The 17023-nt window shown below is 36.4% G+C and carries 11 protein-coding genes; all 11 read left to right on the forward strand.

Annotated elements, in window-relative coordinates; all coding sequences use genetic code 11:
• Positions 1 to 12 precede the first annotated feature (12 nt).
• Positions 13 to 1209 carry an iron-containing alcohol dehydrogenase gene (locus WCV66_RS03875; protein ID WP_066338466.1) on the forward strand — a complete coding sequence of 399 codons (1197 nt, stop codon included), beginning with the start codon at positions 13 to 15 and terminating at the stop codon, positions 1207 to 1209.
• Between the two features lie 29 nt (positions 1210 to 1238).
• Complete coding sequence (locus tag WCV66_RS03880) at positions 1239 to 2588, forward strand: GntP family permease (protein ID WP_066338464.1); 1350 nt, start codon at positions 1239 to 1241, stop codon at positions 2586 to 2588.
• A gap of 42 nt (positions 2589 to 2630) precedes the next feature.
• Positions 2631 to 4088: a CoA-acylating methylmalonate-semialdehyde dehydrogenase gene (locus tag WCV66_RS03885; RefSeq protein ID WP_066338462.1), complete on the forward strand. Its 1458-nt coding sequence runs from the start codon at positions 2631 to 2633 to the stop codon at positions 4086 to 4088.
• A 493-nt stretch (positions 4089 to 4581) separates the two neighbouring features.
• A complete protein-coding gene (locus tag WCV66_RS03890; protein WP_338787936.1) occupies positions 4582 to 5421 on the forward strand; it encodes an oxidoreductase in 840 nt (279 codons plus the stop codon).
• Between the two features lie 1496 nt (positions 5422 to 6917).
• The gene (locus WCV66_RS03895; protein ID WP_338787937.1) at positions 6918 to 8105 is read left to right on the forward strand and encodes a ParM/StbA family protein; all 1188 of its coding nucleotides are present in this window, start codon (positions 6918 to 6920) and stop codon (positions 8103 to 8105) included.
• Between the two features lie 9 nt (positions 8106 to 8114).
• Entirely contained in the window at positions 8115 to 8729 is a 615-nt protein-coding gene (locus WCV66_RS03900; RefSeq protein ID WP_338787938.1) for a hypothetical protein, read from the forward strand.
• An 831-nt stretch (positions 8730 to 9560) separates the two neighbouring features.
• Positions 9561 to 11309: an ABC transporter ATP-binding protein gene (locus tag WCV66_RS03905; protein WP_338787939.1), complete on the forward strand. Its 1749-nt coding sequence runs from the start codon at positions 9561 to 9563 to the stop codon at positions 11307 to 11309.
• Positions 11310 to 13343: an ABC transporter ATP-binding protein gene (locus WCV66_RS03910; protein WP_066338443.1), complete on the forward strand. Its 2034-nt coding sequence runs from the start codon at positions 11310 to 11312 to the stop codon at positions 13341 to 13343.
• 86 nt (positions 13344 to 13429) lie between these two features.
• Positions 13430 to 13540, forward strand: coding sequence for a hypothetical protein (locus WCV66_RS03915; protein ID WP_338787940.1), 111 nt, complete (start codon positions 13430 to 13432; stop codon positions 13538 to 13540).
• Positions 13541 to 13870: 330 nt separating this feature from the next.
• The gene (locus tag WCV66_RS03920; RefSeq protein WP_338787941.1) at positions 13871 to 15610 is read left to right on the forward strand and encodes a sensor histidine kinase; all 1740 of its coding nucleotides are present in this window, start codon (positions 13871 to 13873) and stop codon (positions 15608 to 15610) included.
• On the forward strand, positions 15603 to 17015 hold the full coding sequence (locus WCV66_RS03925; RefSeq protein WP_338787942.1) for a response regulator transcription factor: 1413 nt from the start codon (positions 15603 to 15605) through the stop codon (positions 17013 to 17015). Before WCV66_RS03920 ends, WCV66_RS03925 begins: the two co-directional genes overlap by 8 nt.
• Positions 17016 to 17023: the final 8 nt, after the last annotated feature.

Here is a 17023-nt window from a genome sequence, read left to right on the forward strand (position 1 = left end):
GTGATTAGCCAAGTGGATAAATTTGCTGTTTTTCGTACACCACAAACAATTTTATACGGGCGGGAAGCTTTTAAAAATGTAGGAACAGAAAGTGCACTTAGAGGGGAAAAGGCACTAATTGTTAGTGATAAAGTGATGAATCAGCTCGGGCTTGTAAGTCAATGTCAAAGCTACCTTCAAAAAGAGGGAGTGAATAGTGAGATTTATTTAGGTGTTGATTCTGAACCAACAGATCAATATGTTGCTGAATCCTTAGAGCTATTAAAAAAGAAAAAATGTGATGTTGTTATTTCTATTGGTGGAGGGAGCTGTATTGATACTGCGAAAGCAATTGCTGTCTTAGCTACAAATGATGGATATATTGGTGATTATAGGGCAAATAAAAAAATTGTAGAGAACACACCAATTCCACATATCGCAATTCCAACAACAGCTGGAACTGGTTCAGAAGCAACAGATGTAACTGTAATAACCAGTACATTAAATGACGTGAAAATGATGATTAAGCAGCCTGCATTTATGCCAGATGTAGCGATTGTAGATCCATTATTGACCATTACATCTCCACAGCATATTACAGCAGCTACAGGAGTAGATGCTCTGAGCCATGCGATTGAGGCGTACCTTTCGAAACGTGCTCATCCAATGACAGACACAATTGCGTTATCTGCTATGAAGTTATTAGTAGAAAATATTTTAACCGCTTACAATAATGGGGAAGATCTTGATGCTCGTGAGGCAATGAGTTTAGGGTCACTACAAGCGGGTATGGCGTTTACAAATGCCTCGGTATGCCTTGTCCATGGTATGTCCAGACCTATCGGTGCATTATTTCATGTCCCACATGGATATTCAAATGCAATGCTTTTACCTGCAGTTTTAGAATTTAGTAAAGAAGCTTGCATTAACCGATTAGCTGATCTAGGGCGTATATTTAAGCCTAACAGTATCAATCTGACAAATGAAGAGGCAGCAGAAATAGCCGTTACTTCAGTTAAAAATCTTTGTTTGCAACTAAATATTCCAAACCTTAAAGGTTGGGGAATTGAACGTGGAGCATTTGAGAGTGTTGTTGGTAAGATGGCAGTAGATGCCTTAGATAGCGGAAGTCCAGCTAATAACCCTAGAGTTCCAACTCAAGTAGAATTGGAAGAACTCTATCATAATTGCTTTGATTACCAATTCACAAGTGAAGAAAAGGTTATGTAAATGTAGTTCAGGGGACAGGGGGAAATTAAATGATTGGAATGCTAGGATTGATAGCTTCACTCATACTACTAATCTATTTAACAATGAGGGGTATTAATATCATAATTGCTGCTATATTTAGCGCAATATTGGTTGCGCTTACAGGTGGCTTGAACCTAGAAACTGCCTTGACTGAGCATTATATGACAGGATTTACATCCTATTTTGCATCGTGGTTTTTAATTTTCTTATTAGGAGCCATTTTTGGTAAAATCATGCAGGCGACTCGGGCAGCAGATAGCATTGCAAATTGGGTAAAGAATACTCTCGGACCTTCACGAGCGGTGTTTGCAGTGGTTGCAGCTGCAGCAATTATGACGTACGGAGGAGTTAGTTTATTTGTAGTTGGCTTTGCCGTATACCCAATTGCGGTTTCTTTATTTAAAGTAGCAAATTTGCCACATCGATTTATTCCAGTTGCTTTAGTATTCGGATCAATATCCTTTACGATGACAGCTCCTGGTTCTCCTGAGATCCAAAATTTGATTCCTACTGAGTTCTTTGGGACAAAACCGACTGCGGGTGGCGTTATTGGTGTAATCATGGCGCTACTTATTATGGTTGTTGGTGGATGGTGGTTAGGAAGAATGGTTAAAAAGGCTGTTCAAAATGGAGAGGTTTTCTCCCTGCCAAATGATACATCGTCAAAAACAGCAGATGAAATGGCAGCAAGTATAGAATTTGAGGCACAAAGGCCAGAAACAGGATCTATAGATAAAAAATATCCAAATATTATATTTGCGGTGTTACCATTAGTTACCGTAATTGCAATGCTTAATACGATTTCTAACTTTACATCTTCAACAGGAGCTGCATTAATTTCGTTAGCTACCGGAATTCTTATGGCCTGTGTATTAATGTTTAACTTTTTACAAGAGTTCTGGGGTGCACTTGCCAAAGGTGCCCAAGATGCTTTGGTTGCAGTAGGGAATACGTGTGCTGTAGTTGGGTTTGGAAGTGTTGCCGCACAAGTTACCGCGTTTGATACTGTCGTTGATACTTTAGTTAATATACCTGGACCACCATTAATGGGATTAGCGATCGCAGTAACTCTTATTTGTGGAATAACAGGATCAGCTTCTGGTGGATTAGGAATTGCATTGCCAATATTGTCGCCGATATATTTAGCACAAGGACTTGATCCAGGTGCAATGCACCGAATTTCTGCGTTGGCATCTGGAGGACTTGACTCACTACCACATAATGGATATGTTGTGACAACGATAAGAGCTATATGCGGGGAAACGCATAAACGCTCGTATGGACCAATTTTTATGCTAAGTGTAGTACTACCAACAATTGTATTGGTTTTAGCGGTTATTTTATATTCAATATTCTAAAAAATATTTTTTTATGGAGCATGATAAGAGAGGGGAATTTTTATGACAACAACAACTACGCAAGTTTTAAAGAATTATATTAATGGTGAATGGATTGACGCTAAAACAGATGATTATCAAATTGTATCTAATCCTGCTACTGGTGAGGAATTAGCACAAGTACCAATCTCTACAAAAGAAGATGTAGATGCCGGTGTTAAGGCGGCGAAGGAAGCATTCAAATTGTGGAGTAAAACACCTGTTCCAAAACGTGCACGTATTCTATTTAAATATCAACAATTATTAGTAGATAACTGGGATGATCTCGCTAGATTAATTACATTAGAAAACGGAAAAAGCTTTAAGGAAGCTCATGGAGAGGTCCTAAGGGGAATTGAGTGTGTAGAATTTGCTGCTGGGGCCCCGTCATTAATGATGGGAAAACAGCTACCAGACATTGCTACAAATATTGAATCTGGTATGTATCGTTATCCTGTTGGAGTAATTGGTGGAATAACACCATTTAACTTCCCGATGATGGTTCCTTGCTGGATGTTCCCATTGGCAATTGCGATGGGTAATACATTTGTTTTAAAGCCTTCTGAAAGAACACCATTATTAGCGAATCGATTGGCAGATTTATTTAAAGAAGCTGGATTACCAGATGGTGTACTAAATATCATTCATGGAGCTCACGATGTTGTAAATGGACTACTTGATCATAAGGATGTTCCAGCTATCTCATTTGTTGGTTCACAGCCTGTAGCAGAATATATCTATAAATCAGCTTCAGCAAATGGAAAGCGCGTTCAAGCTTTAGCTGGTGCAAAGAATCACTCAATTGTTATGCCAGATGCCAATTTAGATACGGCAGTAAAGGAGATTATTGCTGCCGCCTATGGCTCGGCAGGTGAGAGGTGTATGGCATGTTCAGTTGTAGTAGCTGTTGACGATGTTGTTGAACCTCTAATTCAAAAGCTTAATCAAAAGGCAGATGAAATTAAAATTGGCAACGGTCTTGAAGAAGATGTATTTTTAGGACCAGTCATTCGCGAAGATCATAAAAAAAGGACAGTTAGCTATATTGAAAGTGGAGTAAACGAAGGTGCAACACTTGTTCGGGATGGGCGTAAAGATGAGGCATACCATGGAAATGGATACTTTATTGGACCAACAATCTTTGATAACGTTAACCCTTCAATGAAAATTTGGAAGGATGAGATTTTTGCTCCAGTGCTTTCAATTGTACGTGTTAAGAGTCTTGAAGAGGCAATTGAGTTAACGAATCAATCTGACTTCGGAAATGGAGCATGCCTATTCACGATTAATGGCAGTAATGTACGTTATTTTAGAGAAAACATCGAAGTTGGTATGCTTGGTGTCAATATCGGAGTACCTGCACCTATGGCCTTCTTCCCGTTCTCTGGCTGGAAAAATTCCTTCTACGGAGATCTCCATGCGAATGGATCAGATGGTGTAGAATTTTATACAAGACGTAAAATGTTAACTGCTCGATGGTAGATAGGTATAGACACTGGTTAGGTATAACTTCCTAAAAGTAAGCACTCCCAGGTCACATTATGACTTGGGGGTGTTTTTGTTAGGCTGTTTTCGCAAACTTTGTAGCTATTTACCAGGTAATGCGACGTGGTTGATTTCCGCTTCAGATGCTCGCTTTCCGCGGGGCGGGCGGTGAGCCCCTCGGCGTAAACGCCTGCATGAGTCTCACCTGTCCCGCTACTCCCGCAGGAGTCTCGCAATCTGCTCCAATCTACCTGAATTAGTTTTTGTCTTAAAAGCAACAATCTTTTAGAAAAGAGCCTTTTGTTATCATAAAATGTTAGTAATTGATGTTGTCTAGTTCAATTTCCATGTAATAGAAGAGGATGGTATTCTAACACTAATAGATAAACGTAAAAAGTTAAGAAGGACTTTAATTGTCATCATTTAGTATGGAAAGGTCAGACTAAAATTCATTATATTGAATTGTAAATGGGGTAGAGGGGGAGAGCGTATGGAAAATCAAATTGCAGTTGTTACGGGGGCCTCAAGCGGCTTTGGTTTGTTAACATCGTTGGAGTTAGCCCAAAAAGGTTTTCACGTTATTGCAACAATGCGTGATATGAAAAAAGGTTTACCTTTAGTCAATCAGGCGGAACGTCTTGGAGTGAAAGATAGAATCCAATTATTTGAGTTAGATGTTACATCAAATCATTCAATTACTAATTGGAAGACCTTTATGGAGGAGCTTGGAAGGATTGATATCCTAGTTAATAATGCAGGTTATGCTGGTGCAGGCTTTGTAGAAGAGATACCAGTAGAAGAATATCGGGAACAATTTGAGACCAATGTATTTGGGGTTATCGGTGTCACTCAAGCAGTTCTCTCTATGATGAGAAAACAACGTAAGGGAAGAATCATAACTATTAGTAGTATAAGTGGTAGAGTTGGATTCCCAGGCTTGTCACCATATGTATCCTCAAAACATGCGTTAGAAGGCTGGAGTGAATCGCTTCGACTAGAGATGAAGCCATTTGGAATTGACGTTGTAATTATAGAACCGGGTTCATTTCAAACGAATATTTGGTCATCAGGTAAACGGGTAACGGAGAATTCGTTAAAAATAGATTCACCTTACTATGGAAAAATGAAAAAGCTTGAACAGCATATTGAAAAAGGGACAAACAAATTTGGTGACCCAGTACTAGTTGCTAAATTAATTGCCGGTATTGCCCTAAAGAAAAAAACGAGCTTAAGGTATATGGTAGGGGAGGGGGTTAAAGTCTCTGTTATCTTGAAATTTATTCTCCCTTGGAGAATTTGGGAAAAGCTGCTATTAAAGCAATTAAAGTGATTATATTTTAGATAATAGCAAAAGAAGTTAATCAAATCACTATAGGTAATCTTAAGTATAGCAGTGAGTCAATCTTATTATAGGAAACAATATTAGTTGAGTCGAACTTAAAGGATATAAGCAGTATTTCCATGTGTAAAGCATCCAGAAAACCGGTGTTTGCAATTTTGTATACAAGTAAACAAAATGTAACCGTATTGTATACAGAAGTGTAAACATGTGTACATACCCGTACACATGTTGGTATTGTTGAATGTATACATTTTCTGATTATTTGTTTACAAAAATGTATAGGTGTACACCTTTTTGTAAACAAATCACGCAACAATGTTTTCTTGTTTAACGAAAACTTAATGTATTCTCTTCATTTTAAGGGGTTATAAAGTTTGATATAGGGTTTTGTATGAAGGTATTTGCGAGGGATTATTTAAGTTTTGTAACTATCCCTACTTCCAATATTACGTTGCACTAACATGCATAATATTAGAGTAGACTTGAAATCTGAATTTGACAAAGTTTCACTTTATTTTAGGGCTCTTTTAAATTTGGCTGTTCATTTCCGTTGCAGGTGTCCCATTTTCCGCGGGAGGTTCACGCTTCCCCTCCCGCAGGATTCTCAAGTATCAATTTCAATTAACAAAGTGCCAAAATCAAAAGTGAGCATTATCAGAGTCTGTTTTAAAGATTGTATACATATTAGTTGAATTGCTGTTAGAAGTAGTGGTGTCAAATTTAATCGAACAACTTGTCAGTTCCTCTTTCTGTCATACGGCAAATTGAATTCATGTTATTAAGGAATACTTCTTTTAAGAAATCAGAAAGTAATATATTTTGTTCTTTGTTTTAGTGTTGAGCTTCAAATATCTACTGAACTTCTCATATCTTCTTAGGTTAGCGTTAGCCAACAATGAATCGTTCAAGAACTTCATGTTTACTATAGCCGACATTAACGCACAGAAAAACCCACTCTAGCTAGTACGAATCGATTGAAAGAGTGGGTGGGGGATAACTTGTACGTAAAAGCTTAGCAATTCTAACTTTATTTCATATGAAGCTTTGGTTCATAATACTTCGACAAATGGAATTTCTGCTTTCTTAAAAATTCTTGGTCAAATCTATAATATATTAGATAAGTCTAGCATCCTTAAAAAACAATAGAATCATTTAATTAGCGACATTATTTGCATATGGGCAAAAAGAAAGAGAAAACCGTGTCGAAAGGAAAGGGATAATAGAGGTTTACGTCGATGTATACATGTATACGAAATGTTTTCTTTTTGATTACAATTACGTATACTTGTATACAAACCTGTAAACTCATTGAAATATAAGGATGTAAACACATTTGTTTATTTGTATACAAACTTGAAAACTTGTTTTCTAGTTGAACACAACTAAAGTAATATTGACGATTATCTTCCACTGCTTTACCCTTGAATTAAATAGATAAAGTTTATTCATATTCTTTATTTATTTTATATGAAAGGAATGATTGGATGAGTATTAGTAGAATTGCAGCAATAGACGTTGGAAATGATTGCGTAAAAGCATTATTTGGAAAATTAGATTTTAACTTGTACATACCAAATGTAATTGCAAGAGATACAGAAGATCGACCAGTCATTGGAATCGAAGAATTAAACGAAAAAGATCCTTTGGATGGTATTCACATTCGAGTTCACTCCCCTGCTTTAAAAGAAAATAATGTCATTTATCGTGTTGGGAATTTAGCAACAAAAAGTGACAATCCAAATGAACTTGATCCAGGTAGCAGTAAATCAGAAGAAGATCAGACTTTAGTTATGCTTTTTGCCTCTTTAGCATTAGACGCAGTGAGAGAAAAAAATTCTGAGATTTTCAAAAAAACAGGCAATGTAATTGATGCAAGTTACACGCTTGGAACTGGTTTACCTCTACGTGAAGTGAAAGAAGGTAAGGATGTAGGCTATCGCTCACAGCTATTAAGCTCTGTTCATCAAGTTGAATTTTTAGTAACCCCTAAATATCAAGGTATTAAAGTAAATATAAAGTTTGATGAAGTAAAGGTTTATCCAGAAGGATTTGCAGCGTATATCAATCTTGTAATGGATAATGAGTTAAATATTATTAACCGTGATCTTATTGATAAAAGAATCCTTATCCAAGATATTGGGGGATTATCAACAGATGTTGCTGTTATTAAAAATCGCAATGTAGATGATGATAAAGCTCAAGGGTTTAATATTGGAGTCTCTGAAGCCCTTGAATCGATAAGAGAAGAAATCCGTACAAAACATGGAGTAGAGTTAGATAGTCGTAGAGATGTTGTTGAAATCATCACACGGAAAAACGACCGAAACCATATCATGGTTAAAGGAAGTCGGACAAGTGTTCATGATATTACAGATCGTATTCTTTTAGAGTTGGCTAAGAAGCAATATCGCCACTTACGCAATGTATGGCAGAAAAATTCCCAAACGGAGATCTGTTACTTCATTGGCGGTGGAGCAATGGTATTAAAAGACTATATTAAAATGTTAAATAATAGTTTAGATGGTTATAACATTGAGTTTTTTGAAGACGAAAAAGAAAGCATTTGGATGATGGCAAATGCTTACTATAAATTAATTTCAGATTATGCAAGAAAGAATAATAATATAAACACAAATGCAAAAAAGGCAGAGAAACAACCAGTACAAAAATAGGGTGATCTTATGAATAAAAAGGGCTCAGCAAGTATACAAAGGGGACAAGCAATTACTTTCCGTCTTCCTTCAGATACACCTGATCATATCCTAAAGCAGCTGCAAAAGTTAAAAGAAACAGAGAGAAGAAACTTTTCTAGCAAAATGGCAGAGTTTATTTTGGAGGGTGTTAATAGCTCTTTATCGAAAGAGAGAGAAACGGTAACACTTCCATTACCAAAACAATTAAATAAAGACCAAAAAAATTGGTTAAAACACTCCCATTCAGAAGCTATGTTAGGGAGTATTGTCTATCAATTGTTAGCTGATCCAATTCGTGCAACATCAATTTTGGCATCACTTAATAGTAATGCTTTGGATATTAATGAAGCACTGTATTTGCAAGAGGAAAAACAAGAAGAAATAGAAGATAACTTTATAATTCCAGCAGAATCAAGCATCGATGTTGAACAAGAGGAACCGGATGAGGTTCCTCTTGCTATTGATGATGAACTGGATAATGATTTAATGAATTTTGATTGGGAAAAAGCTAGACAGGAACACGCTGCAACAGAAGAAGATCAAGAAGAGCCAGAAAGTGTTGAAGACCTTCTTGGAGGGTTTCTAGCAAATATGAATAAATGATCCAAAAGTATTTTGTACAAACCCGAACAAAATAAGAAGCTGGACTAATCTTTAAAGCTCAGTGTATAACTTTTTTATCATAAACTCCAGCCTGATGAATATAAGTGTAATAAATTATATTTTCAGGGGAATGAACATGGATTTATTTTTTGAAAATCCATTGACAGAAACAAATGGAAAATTATACAATAAAAAAGGTAAATTAAATTACAAGAAATGGAGGGTTACAAAATGAAAATGTTAAAAGTCGATATTATTCATCAAATTTCATATTGTTATGTGACCCGCCAAGAGTTGTATATGGGCTAAACTTTCTTGTGAAAAGCTACCCTTATTATGTACATTTAACGCAGGTTACTACTTTAGTGACGTGCGTTTATTTTGTGTCTTTTTATGACATCGTGCGATTACGCATGATGTCTTTTTGTATTTTTAGGCTCTTTTCTAAAAGATTGTTGTTTTTGAACAAAACTGATTAGGTTGATTGGTGCGGATATGCGAGACTCCTGTGGGAGTAGAGGGACAGATGAGACCCCGCAGGCGCTTCGCGCTGAGGAGGCTCATCGCCCGCCCCACGGAAAGCGAGCATCCTCTCGCTGCAATCAACCTACCCAATACTATTTTAAAAGCAACAAAGTTTGGCGAGTCAGCCTTATTTTAAATACCGAGCATTTTGCTCGTTTATATAGATATGCCCGTTAAGAATGGGATGAATTTTTGAAAGGAGTTTTTTGAGATGGAAAAAGAAAAAGTGATCCGTATTTATTTAGATTGGATGAAAGGTGGCTAACAATATATATTTACTTTTAATAATAGGGGAGGGACCTTTCAGTGTTCTCAGTATTTAAGAAAATAAGTTGGTTTTTTAAACAGTATTGGAAACGATACACAGTTGCGATTACTTTATTAATCATTGTCAGTATATTAGATGTTATACCACCTAAAATTATCGGAATTGCGATTGATGATATTCAATTTGGGCAGATGACTGGTGAACGCTTACGTGAATTACTAGTTTACTTTGGTGCTCTCATTGTTTTGAGCTATGGCATAACCTATGTATGGATGTACCAGTTATTCGGAGGAGCTCATTTAATCGAGCGAATCTTAAGGTATCGCTTTATGAGGCATTTATTATCGATGACTCCTAGCTTTTATGAAAAGAATCGAACAGGCGATTTAATGGCAAGAGCGACAAATGATTTGAAGGCGATTTCAATGACAGCAGGCTTCGGGATTTTAACATTAATTGATTCAACTATTTTTATGATTATTATTATAATCGTAATGAGCTTTACGATTAGTTTGAAGCTAACTATTGCTGCTCTTTTACCATTGCCACTTATGGCAATTGCAATTAATTATTATGGAAAGCTTATTCACCAACGTTTCACAGTCGCTCAAAATGCCTTTGGCGATTTGAATGACAATGTGCTTGAGTCAATTGCAGGTGTTAGAGTTATCCGTGCATATGTACAGGAAAAGGCAGATGAAAAACGCTTTAATGACATGACAGAAGATGTATTTAACAAAAATATTGCCGTTGCGAAAGTCGATGCATTATTTGAACCTACCATAAAAATTCTCGTTGGTCTAAGCTATGTAATTGGTCTTGGCTATGGTGCTTATCTAGTCTTTCATCAAATCATCACACTAGGAGAATTAATCAGTTTTAACATTTATTTAGGAATGTTAATTTGGCCAATGTTTGCTGTTGGTGAGCTTATCAATATCCTTCAGCGTGGAAATGCCTCACTAGATCGAGTAAATGAAATCCTTACTTATGAAGCAGATGTAAAGGATCACAACAATCCTAATGAAGTAGCTGTAGCAGAGTCGATTGTGTTTTCAAATGTTACATTTCGTTATCCGACCTCAACAAATGAGAACTTAAAAAACGTTTCTTTGCATGTAAAAAGAGGCGAAACAATCGGAGTTGTAGGCAAAACAGGTAGTGGAAAGACTACTTTGTTAAAACAGCTGTTAAGGGAGTATCCATTGGGGACTGGACAATTAAAGGTATCAGGTATACCTCTAGAAACTATTGCGATTGACAGCGTCCATTCCTGGGTTGGTTATGTACCACAAGAACAAATTCTTTTTTCACGAACGATCAGAGAAAATCTTCAGTTTGGAAAAGAAGAAGTGAGTGAAGAGGAAATTGATAAGGCGCTACATTTAGCTGCCTTTAATAATGATTTGGCTATTTTACCAAAAGGATTAGATACACTTGTTGGTGAAAAGGGTGTTGCATTATCAGGTGGCCAGAAGCAGCGGATTTCAATTGCAAGGGCATTAATTAAAGATCCAGAAATTCTATTACTTGATGATGCTATGTCTGCTGTTGATGGAAAAACAGAGGCGAAGATTATAGAGAATATACGTAAGGAAAGAGCGGGAAAAACAACGTTTATTACTGCACATCGACTTTCAGCTGTTCAGCATGCAGATTGGATTGTTGTAATGGATGAAGGGGAAATTGTGGAGGAAGGAACACACGAACAGCTTCTGAAAGAGGGAAAATGGTATAAAGAGCAATTTGATCGGCAGCAATCTGATTCCTATGGAGAGGTGAGTTAAATGAAATCAAAATCAACTGGAAGACGCCTCCTTCATTACGCACTTCTCTACAAAAAAACGATTATAATAGCTCTTGCAATGCTAACATTTGCTGTTGCAGCTGAGCTTACAGGGCCTTTCTTAGCAAAAAAAATGATCGATGACCATATGATTGGAATTGAAAGCCCTTGGGTTGAAGTGACAAATAAGGATGATCAAGCAGTTCTGTATAACGAGCATTATTTCAAAAGAAGTTCGAATGTTACTATAGGAGACTCTTTAGGGGATGAGGAAATACAAATTATCCAAGTAGGACGCTCCTTTTATGTTACGAATGAGCATCTCCCTTTTGACGGCGAGAGATCAATTAGTGGCGATATGCTAACAATATCGAATGGTTCTGACGAAGAAAGCTATGAAGTAGATAAATTAAATCAACAGGAGTTATTTGCTTTTTATCAACCAGAAATCCGACCAATCATTCTCCTGCTTAGTTTTTATGTTGGTTTGCTTTTTATCGCGGCATTTTTCCAATATGGAAAATCACTAATGCTTCAAAAAGCCGCTAATCGTATTATTCAAAAAATGAGAACCGATGTGTTTGAGCATATACAAAGAGTGCCAATCAATTATTTCGATAATCGGCCAGCTGGAAAAATTGTTTCACGTGTAACAAATGATACTGAAGCAATTAGAGAGCTATATGTAAAAGTGTTAGCGACCTTTTTTACAAGTGGTATTTACATGACAGGAATCTTTGTAGCATTGTTTTTCCTTGATCAAAAGCTCGCGTTGATTACACTGTTCTTGGTTCCAATCATCATAATTTGGACGTTGCTTTATCGAAAGGTTGCCTCAAAGTATAATCACTTGATCCGAACAAGGGTAAGTGACATTAATGGGATCATTAATGAATCCATACAAGGAATGCCAATTATTCGTGCATTTCGACGTAAGGAACAAACAATGAAGGAATTTGAGACGTTAAACGAAGAACACTTTACCTATCAAAATAAGTTACTTAGCTTAAATTCAATGACTTCTCACAACTTAGTGAATGTCCTTCGTAATGTTACGTTTGTTGTACTAATTTGGTATTTTGGCGGGCAATCGATAAGTGCAGCAGGAATCGTATCTATTGGAATGCTTTATGCGTTTGTTGACTACCTTAACCGTTTGTTCCAGCCGGTAACTGACATTGTGAATCAGCTTGCACAGTTAGAACAAGCAAGGGTTGCATCTGAAAGAGTTTTTGAGCTTCTAGATGAAAAAGGTGAGGCTGTTAATGAGGATGAATTACCTAGATATGAGGGAAATGTTAAATTTCATCATGTTTCGTTTTCCTATGATGGAGAAAATGATGTCTTAAAAGATATCTCATTTGAAGCGAAAAAGGGAGAGACTGTCGCATTAGTAGGTCATACTGGATCAGGGAAGAGCTCGATTATCAATCTTCTATTCCGTTATTATGACATTGATCGAGGAAGTATTATGATTGATGGAATGGATACAAGTAAACTTCCTCGTCAACAGCTTAGGAAGCATATGGGAATCGTTCTGCAGGATCCGTTTTTGTTTACGGGGACAATCGAAACTAATGTAAGTCTAGAGAATCCAGCAATTACAACAGAAAAGGTTAAAAAGGCTCTACAGGATGTAGGAGCAGATCGATTTATTGAAAAGCTTCCAAATCAGTATGAGGAACCAGTCCTTGAAAAGGGTAGTACATTATCCGCTGGTGAACGGCAGCTGATCTCCTTTGCCCGCGCATTGGCGTATGATCCTGCAATTTTAATTTTAGATGAGGCAACAGCTAATATTGATACTGAGACTGAGGCAATGATCCAACAAGCATTAAATATTGTGAAAGAAGGTAGAACTACATTTATCATCGCTCATCGTCTTTCAACGATTCGTAATGCTGACCAAATTCTTGTCCTAGATCACGGGGAAATTGTCGAGAGTGGCAGTCATAAAGAGTTACTCGACCAAAAAGGAAAGTACTTTCAGATGTATCAGCTTCAGCAAGGGAAAGAAGTTTCAAAGGTAGGTTAGATACTTGGAAAAACGTAGATTAGGGTGATGGCTATGTTTACCTTCTAATAGACTAGGGAATATTAATAAAAAAGTAGGAGGTAACTATGAAAAGACTAATTAAAAAAATCATGAAATGGGCCCCTATTGTTTATCCAATTGTAAAAAAGGTAATAAATAAGCGTAAAGCGAAAAAAGTTAAGACATCTACTTATTAGATGGTTAATTGTAGAAGCAGGCTATTAGTTATTTAACTGATAGCCTGCTTTTTGTTGCTTAGAATATAATAAAATCTTGAACTGTGGATAAGTGCTTTGGCATCTAGCTCCAGCGCCTAGCCTATTGAGGTCATAAGCTAATTTAGAATTGAAGGTAAAGAAGCCATCTATTCTAAATTAGCTTATTTGCCTGAGGCTGTTCAAGTCGCTTGCGCTTTTGTTAGGGAGAAAAGCTTTTACAGAAACTACATTCTGTTAGCGCTTGCAAGGTGCATTTATCATGATATGATAAAGACATAATACTAGAAATATAGACAAGGATGCTAATTAATGAAAATAAACAGTAAGATTTCAAACCTTTTGGAACAGTTTACATTAAAAAAAAGAATCGTGTTTATTTTTGCTGTTGGTACACTAATTCCTTTTGTCTGTACAGCACTCATTTCATACAATGCCATGTCATCCATACTGAGCAGTAAACTAGATTCTGGAGTACGAAGCAATTTGAAAAATGTTCAACAGTCACTTGAAAGTACAATCGACAACTTGAACCATGTTTCACAGCAACTTGTCATCCCTGGGAGTGTTGGGGGCTATTTGGACACGTATTTGCATACGGAACAACCATATGAACGTGCAAAATATTATCAGGATATCAAGACGAAATTGAATGAAATTACTTTTACTAATCCTGGTATCGGTTTAACTATGTATTATTCTGATGAAGAGAATAATTATTTATTTAATACCTCTGGTGTAAAAAATGACTTTACAATTAATCGATTGCCCTTACTAGTTAATCATTTTAGAATCGCAAACTTTGGCCCACATATAAGTAATGAACTCCATAGTAATAGATATGTATTTTCTGTTTTAAGAAAGGTAGACTTGCCTGAAAGAGATGATATCTATGTTTATATTGAATCAGATTTAAAACATACGCAAAATATTTTGCAGCGACATCAAACTGGAGAGCAGGATTATTACCTGATTTTAGATAATCATGGGAGGATCGTATATAGTGAAGTCAATAATCCCTTTCAGGAAAATACCTATTTTGAAGGTGGAAAGTCGGGTAAGGGTTTACTAAACGAATATTACTGGTTTAAAGAGACGAGTGATCAAGGATGGAGCATAGTATCTTTAATACCAGTGGCAAAATACAATGAAGAGAAAAACCAATGGGTTGTGCAAATGATTTACCTATCCATTATTTTTGGAGTACTAAGCCTCATCATTGCTTGGTTGCTGTGGAAGATGGTATATAAGCCATTGCAGAAATTCGATAAAGAAATCAATTGGATGATGCAGAGCGATTTTCAATCCGAGACCTTTCGTACACGTATTCCGGAATTTGACTATTTGCTCAGACAATTCCGCAAGATGAAAAATCAAATTTCAGACCTTTTTAAGGAAATAGAACAAAAAGAAAAGCGTAGAGCTGACCTTGAGGTAGAGAAACTATTATATCAAATCAATCCTCACTTTCTTATGAATACATTGGATACTGCTAACTGGCTCGCTGTGATGAATGATCAGAAGGATATCAGTCAGCTTGTTACGTCTCTCAATAGGTTGTTGTATTATAATTTAGGGAAGGCTGGACAAACCTCTACGATCATGGAAGAGATCGAGACATTGAAGCAATATTTGGCTATCCAGAAATTCCGTTATGACTTTGAATTTGAAGTCCGAATTTATACTGATGATGTAATTTTGAATAATCCAGTCCCTCGATTTATCCTTCAACCGCTTGTAGAGAATGCAATTTACCATGGGTTGAGTGATGAAGGCTATATTTATGTAGAAGTGAGGAACGATAACCATAACATACAAATAGAAGTTAATGATAATGGTGCGGGGATCTCAGAGGAAGCTGTTGATAGATTATTAAATCAAAATCAAACGAAACAGCAGAAGGATGGCATGGGAATCGGATTAAATTATGTAAAGAGGATGTTAGAAAACCATTATGAAGGAAAGGCAAAATTAGAGATTAAAAGTTTAGTGGGTAAGGGAACGAGTGTTTTTCTGACTCTACCAATTTTGGAGGTGGATGCTCGTGATTAAAGTGCTTATCGTCGATGATGATAAATTAGTTAGAAAAGGACTCACTTCGACAATGCCCTGGCAGGATTATGATATGAAGGTGGTAGGAGAAGCAAAAAATGGAGAAAAGGCACTAGAATTCATGGAGTCTAATGAGATCGATTTGTTATTTACTGATTTAGCAATGCCCGTGATGTCAGGTATTGAATTAATGAGGAATGTTCGTGAACGTTATCCCAGTGTCTCAATTGTAGTATTAACCATGCACCAAGATTTTGAATATATTCAAGATGCCTTACGGTTAGGGGCAATTGATTATATTGCTAAAGTTCAAATGGAAATGGAAAGTTTTGAAGAAGTTTTGGCTAGAGTTCAAAAGCGAATGATAGATGTAAAAGGAAAAAATGACCGACAGTTTAAAGGTGAAAGTTCCTCTGAGATATTGGAGATCGATGAAGGTTATGCTTTTGTTTCAACTATGGAAACCGATGGTATGATAAGTATCATAAAGGAAAAAGGTGAACTAGACTTTCAACCAGAATTGATTGATACGGGTGTTTGGCTCTGGTTACCTACAAGTGAGAAAAACTGCAAAAACATATTAAATAGGATATCAATTGATGATGATAACAATAATAATGATTATGGAATTATTATTCTGAATGGGCTTATAAGGAAAAATAAAAATGAAATCCAGAAGCATTTGCTTAAGTATAAAGAAAAACGGTTCTTCTATGATTATCATCCAAACAACAAAAGGATCTACCTATCTATACAAGAGCTAGAAAGAAATCTATCCCTCGTTGACGAGGTAAAGATTACAAAGCTAAAGGAACAATGGTTGTCTCTAGCTTGGGTACAACAGACCTCAGAGTTTGAAAAGCTATTGAAAGAAATGAAAGCATTACATTTGCCGAAGACAAGATTAGTTAATCTCTTGTATTTCTTAGTCAATGAATGGATCCGGATTTATAACCATGTCATTGCGAAGTTAGAGCTACCAGATGAAATGAGCTGTTGGTATGATGTTGAAAATTGGTTTTACTCGATCAGAGATCTATTAAACGAATCAATGGGGAACAATCTATTTTCTAGTGATGTTCAAAAAAGTATTATGAAGTCAGTTCGAATCATACATGAAGAATTGGCATGTCCAGTTCATGCTTCAGATATAGCAAAAAGGGTAAATATGAGCCGCAGTTATTTTAGTCAATGCTTTAAAGATTTGGTAGGAATGACATTTAATGAATATGTACGTCACGTAAGGGTTGAAAAAGCGAAAGAATACTTAGTGCATACAAATAAAACGATAACATGGATTGCTGAGAATACTGGCTATGCAGATGACAAGTATTTCAGCCGTACTTTTCGTAAGAAAACAGGTAGTTTACCTAGTGAGTACCGTAAAATGAATCAAAAAGGGTGAGGAATGTC

It is taken from the genome of Metabacillus rhizosphaerae (assembly GCF_037201795.1).
In the GTDB taxonomy this organism is placed as follows: Bacteria; Bacillota; Bacilli; order Bacillales; family Bacillaceae; genus Metabacillus; species Metabacillus rhizosphaerae.

Coding starts and splice junctions, on each gene's coding strand:
- WCV66_RS03880 (WP_066338464.1), top strand. CDS start 1,239: ATGATTGGAATGCTAGGATTGATAGCTTCACTCATACTACTAATCTAT.
- WCV66_RS03885 (WP_066338462.1), top strand. CDS start 2,631: ATGACAACAACAACTACGCAAGTTTTAAAGAATTATATTAATGGTGAA.
- WCV66_RS03890 (WP_338787936.1), top strand. CDS start 4,582: ATGGAAAATCAAATTGCAGTTGTTACGGGGGCCTCAAGCGGCTTTGGT.
- WCV66_RS03895 (WP_338787937.1), top strand. CDS start 6,918: ATGAGTATTAGTAGAATTGCAGCAATAGACGTTGGAAATGATTGCGTA.
- WCV66_RS03900 (WP_338787938.1), top strand. CDS start 8,115: ATGAATAAAAAGGGCTCAGCAAGTATACAAAGGGGACAAGCAATTACT.
- WCV66_RS03910 (WP_066338443.1), top strand. CDS start 11,310: ATGAAATCAAAATCAACTGGAAGACGCCTCCTTCATTACGCACTTCTC.
- WCV66_RS03915 (WP_338787940.1), top strand. CDS start 13,430: ATGAAAAGACTAATTAAAAAAATCATGAAATGGGCCCCTATTGTTTAT.
- WCV66_RS03920 (WP_338787941.1), top strand. CDS start 13,871: ATGAAAATAAACAGTAAGATTTCAAACCTTTTGGAACAGTTTACATTA.